Annotated in this window: 4 protein-coding genes; 1 reads left to right on the forward strand and 3 read right to left on the reverse strand. The window is 40.7% G+C overall.

The annotated features are described in order from the left end of the window. Window positions 1-432: 432 nt before the first annotated feature. Window positions 433-741 (forward strand): phage virion morphogenesis protein, encoded by a 309-nt coding sequence (locus Q0296_RS09500; protein ID WP_298039872.1) that lies wholly within the window; start codon window positions 433-435, stop codon window positions 739-741. 339 nt (window positions 742-1,080) lie between these two features. Here Q0296_RS09500 and Q0296_RS09505 read toward each other — a convergent pair whose 3' ends face one another. The 3 genes from Q0296_RS09505 to Q0296_RS09515 form a co-directional block, all read right to left on the reverse strand. Then, on the reverse strand, window positions 1,081-3,648 hold the full coding sequence (locus tag Q0296_RS09505) for a molybdopterin-dependent oxidoreductase (RefSeq protein WP_298039865.1): 2,568 nt from the start codon (window positions 3,646-3,648) through the stop codon (window positions 1,081-1,083). A gap of 199 nt (window positions 3,649-3,847) precedes the next feature. Continuing rightward, window positions 3,848-4,423 carry a cytochrome c gene (locus Q0296_RS09510; protein WP_002942837.1) on the reverse strand — a complete coding sequence of 192 codons (576 nt, stop codon included), beginning with the start codon at window positions 4,421-4,423 and terminating at the stop codon, window positions 3,848-3,850. 19 nt (window positions 4,424-4,442) lie between these two features. Next, a partial coding sequence (locus Q0296_RS09515; RefSeq protein WP_298039869.1) for a hypothetical protein occupies window positions 4,443-4,777 on the reverse strand: 335 nt, incomplete at its 5' end.

Below are 4,777 nucleotides of genomic sequence, written 5' to 3' on the forward strand. Positions count from 1 at the left end.
CTACAAAACGATAACATGGTAAATTACGCCGTCATCCGCCTAGACTATACACTTAAAAAATTTAAAACCGATAATTTTATAGCGACTATTACGAGGATACCCGTAGAAAATTATAAAGCTATTTTGAAAGATAAAAAAAGATATATAAAGATAAAGTAGACAAGGCCGGGCATCGAACCCAAGTCATTTGCAGTCGCAAAGTGCGAGTGCCTCTCTGCCAAATCTGAGAGCATCTACTGCTTTATTTTATGTAAAAAACAGATGACGGCGGGAGTTGCACCCGCAATACAGGTCCGATCTCGCGAGGCGAGCACCTATCGACTACTACGTTGCGATCATCAACCATCTGATTAGCATCAATTATACCACTCTCAAGGAATAAAGGCAAATGATAGAAGTTAAAGGCTTAGAAGAGCTGCAAGCTAAGCTAAAATCTCTGCAAAATATCGAGAAAAAACCAAACCGCTAATGCAAACACTAGGCAATATCTTACAAAACGAAATAGAAGCTAGTTTTGAGAACGAGAGCAGTCCGTTCGGACAAAAATGGCAAGCCTTGAAACCTAGTACGATTAGGCAAAAACAAAAGCTAGGAAAGTCCTCTAATATTCTAAGATCGGACGGAAATTTGGCGGATAAATGGATAGTTAAAACAGATGATAAAAAAGCTACAGTATCTAATAATACGAATAAGAATGGCTTTGCTTTGCTGTTAAAAATGCCTTTTAAGGGTTACACTTAGACGAAACAAACTCACAAAAACTATGAGCAATATTTTAGATTTTATACTTAGATTATTCATTTTATTTTTCTATCCCTCGATCAAAAACCACTATCCAGTGGCATTTTTTGGTATTTTGGGGCGGATTGTATAATTTTTATTATTAAATAAAACTTGAAACCAGAAATTACCTTTAAGCAATATTTAATAAATTTTGGCTTGCAAATGCCGTATTTTAGGGATTTTGTCTAATTATTAATTACAAATAAATAATAAAAATTAATCAAAATTATTTAATTTTTTTCATAAATTTGTCAAATTTTATATAAAAAAGCAGGAGATCGCTCCCCTGCTTTGAGATTATTTAGAAAATTTTGGCTCAAAAAATGCTGTAAGTTTTGGTGCTTCATCGCCTTGATATTTTCTGATATTTACAAGAGCTGTGTGGCTGATGTTGCCATTTGCTAGCTTACTTGTTGGGATATCTATGGTTAGCACGTTTGCAGAGCCGTTTTTGCAGATGCCGCTGTCAAAGCCGTCATACCAAGCGCCCTCAGCTAGTTTTACAACGCCCTCTTTGATGTTTTTAGTGACATGAGCACCTGCCAAAACCTCGCCACGAGCGTTAAATACACACACCAAATCGCCTGTTTTTACGCCAAGCTCTTTTGCGTCATTTTCGTTTATCCACACTGGCTCGCGGTTGGCGATAGCATACTTCTCACGAAGTGAAGTTTGGCTTAGCTGTGAGTGCAAGCGGTCAGTTGGGTGAGCGCTTATCATGTGGTATTTTGCTGGTTTGTCTTTCATGCCTAGCCACTCGATCGGCTCAAACCAAGTTGGATGCGCCTTGCAGTCATCATAGCCCATTTTCTCGATAGTCTCTGAGTAAATTTCGATAAGACCGCTAGGCGTTCCAAGAGCGTTTAGCACAGGATCTTCTCTAAATTCGCCAAGTCTTACCCAATTATCACTATCTTGAGATGAGGCAAATGTGACTGGTTTGTTTTCATTCCAAAACTCTTCAAATGGCTTCATATCGCTTGCAAGCTCAGGGACGGCTTTTACTTGAGCGTAGGCTGCGTCGTAGTACTCTTTGATCCAGTCAAACTCGTCTTTGCCGTTATCTGTGTAGGCAACGACTAAATTTTTAGCATAAGCCTTGCAAAGATCAGTGAAAATTTGATAGTCATCTTTTGCTTCGCGGTATTTTTCAACGACTTGTTTCATTGGTACGATGTTCATATTTGAATAATCACCTGTCATCGTGATGTCGTTTCTCTCATACTCTGTTGTGACTGGAAAGACGATATCAGCCATCTTTGCTGTCGGTGTCCAGTAAGCTTCGTGAACGACAACCGTTCTTGGCTTTCTCCACGCTTTTAAATTTGTATTAGTATCTTGGTGGTGAACTAGTGGGTTGCCGCCGACCCAGTAGATAAAGTCGATGTCTGGATAGGTGATCTTTTTGCCGTTATGATCGATCACTTTGCCAGGGTGAAGCAACGCATCAGCGATACGAGCTACTGGAAAAGCGTAGTTGGTTGCTTTTTGTAGCCAGCTTTGACCTGTGCCCGCTACTGCGGCTGCCTTTGCGACGAAGCGACCGCGTTTGTCAAATTCGCCCGTATCAGTGCCGATAAACTCGCCTTTTTCATTAAATTTACCCACACTTGCGCTATTTACGCCACCGATGACTGCACCCTTGCATGTTGGTGCGCCGCCGTTTGAGTAGTGGTAGCTTAAGCCAAAGCCTCCACCTGGTAGTCCGATCTGACCGATCATCGCAGCTAGTGTCACCATCGCCCAGTGTGGTTGCTCGCCGTGGTGAACGCGCTGCATGCCCCAACCACTCATTAGCATCGTGCGGTTGCTTACAAATGTATCAGCTAGCTCTTTTAAAGTATCTTTGTCAATACCACAAATTTTGCTCGCCCACTCTAAATTTTTAGGAGTGTTGTCTGTCTTGCCTAGTAGATATGGGAGGAATTTATCAAAGCCATAAGTGTAGTTTTCGATAAATTCTTTATCATATTTACCACTTTCATATAGGTAGTGCATCATGCCTAGCATCATCGCTGTGTCGGTGTTTGGCACTGGAGCGATCCACTGAGCTTTGTCGAAGTATTGCGCTGTTTCAGACCTGATAGGATCGATCACGATCACTTTGATATCTTTTTTGTTTTTTAGCTCTTCAAAGTATTTAAAGCCTTGTTCATCAGTCGCTGTCCAAGCTATACGAAGTGTCGCAAGTGGGTTTGCACCCCAGATGACTACGACTTTTGAGTTTTCTAGCACGACTGGCCAGCTAGTTTGCTGCTCATAAACCTCGATACTACCTACAACGTGAGGCATGATGATCTGACTAGCGCCTGTTGAGTAGTCGCCTAGCGAGCCAACAAAGCCGCCACTAAGGTTCATAAATCTATGAAGTAAAATTATTGAGTTATGCACATTGCCGCTTGATTTCCAGCCGTAGCTACCTGCAAAAACGCTCTCTAAACCTTTTTGAGCTCTTGTTTTTTTAAGCTCCTTAGCAACTAGTTTGATCGCTTCTTCGTAAGGCACCTCGACCCACTCGTCTATGCCACGAAGCTCTGGTTTTGGGCTATCTGGATTTTCAAGGTAGCTTTTTCTTACCATTGTGTGCTTGATACGACTTTTGTAGATCATATCTGGTGTGTAGTGCTGAAGTGGGTTGTAAATTTCACTTGTCTTTTGGATAGGCTCTGACTTTACAGCGATGCCGTTTTTAGTTGTCACTTTTAGCATGCCCCAGTGAGCAGCTGTAAGAGTTTCGCCATTTTTTACAACGCCCTTTTTAACCTCATCAGCAAACAAATTTGAAGCTGTTACGCCTGAAAGCAAAGGTGTAGCTGCAAGCGCTGTTGCACCTTTTTTTAGAAAATCTCGTCTGTTCTCGTTCATTTTTTCTCCTTTTATTATCTTTAACTTCTCGCTTGAGCAAGCCCAAACTGCCAGCGGAAGTGCAAGCACTCCCTGCACCCACCTAAAGTTACTCGTCCGACTACGCGGACTAAATTTGGTTTTCTCTCTAAGTAAAACCATTAAATTTAAACCCTTTGCCTTGCTAAATTTGATTAAATTTAGCCCTGATATGTTTTACTTATTTGCCTAAATTTACATCAGATGAGTGTTTTTGTAAGTACTCGATAACTAGCCACTCGTCTTTTTTCTCTATTGCGGTTCTGCCGATCATTGATTTTAAAAGTGACGGCCATTGATTTGCGTTAAAGTGCGTAGTTTGAGGCAACGCATGGCAAACGCCACAGCTCTCTTTATACATCTTATCAGCTTTTGCAAACATCGCATTTACATCGGTGCTAAAGCCATCTTTTTGAACGAAAACTGTCGTTTCTACCTCGTTCCATTTGCCGTTTTTGCCCTCTTTTATCACTTTGATATCAAAAGGTGCAGTTTTTGCAAATGCTACTGAGATGATCCTCGCGCCATCAGCAAAATAAACTACGTTGCTAACGGCTGGGTTTTGATAGCCTTTTACTTTGATCTGCGCTCTGTCGCCGCTTGTTTGCAAAATTTCAACTGCGTTGGTTGGTAGCAGCCTGCCTATGCTCTTAGCTGAGTTTGCGTCAGCATATACGTCCTTTACGACATCTGTGTAGTTCATACCTGCACCAAATGCAGCACAAGCTACGATGGCTGATAGAATAATTTTTTTCATATTTCTCTCCGTAATATTATTATTCTTCTGGTACTACCTTTGTATATGGTTGATCCTGTGATAAATAATCATCTATGGTTAAAAATGATTTTCCCAATTCGTTTATACTTAAAGTCAACATATATTCAGCCACTTCTCCTGAATGATTAATGCTACGCATCGGATTTAATTTATTTCGAAATTCTTCAAATGAATCCCCAACAATAAGCCACTCATCATCCTCTTTATCATAATAACAATGATATTCACGCCACAATGATTCGTCTTCTTCCATATAAAAATCTTCATCAGCTTCAAAATCTGCCCAAGGGAACAACTTAGGAAAAACTTCAGTGTAAGGGGTAAAAGGAAAAT

It is taken from the genome of uncultured Campylobacter sp., assembly GCF_937890585.1.
In the GTDB taxonomy this organism is placed as follows: Bacteria; Campylobacterota; Campylobacteria; order Campylobacterales; family Campylobacteraceae; genus Campylobacter_A.

Excerpts from the sequence above, each read along its gene's own strand:
- Q0296_RS09510 (WP_002942837.1), bottom strand. The coding sequence starts at position 4,423 with ATGAAAAAAATTATTCTATCAGCCATCGTAGCTTGTGCTGCATTTGGT.
- Q0296_RS09505 (WP_298039865.1), bottom strand. The coding sequence starts at position 3,648 with ATGAACGAGAACAGACGAGATTTTCTAAAAAAAGGTGCAACAGCGCTT.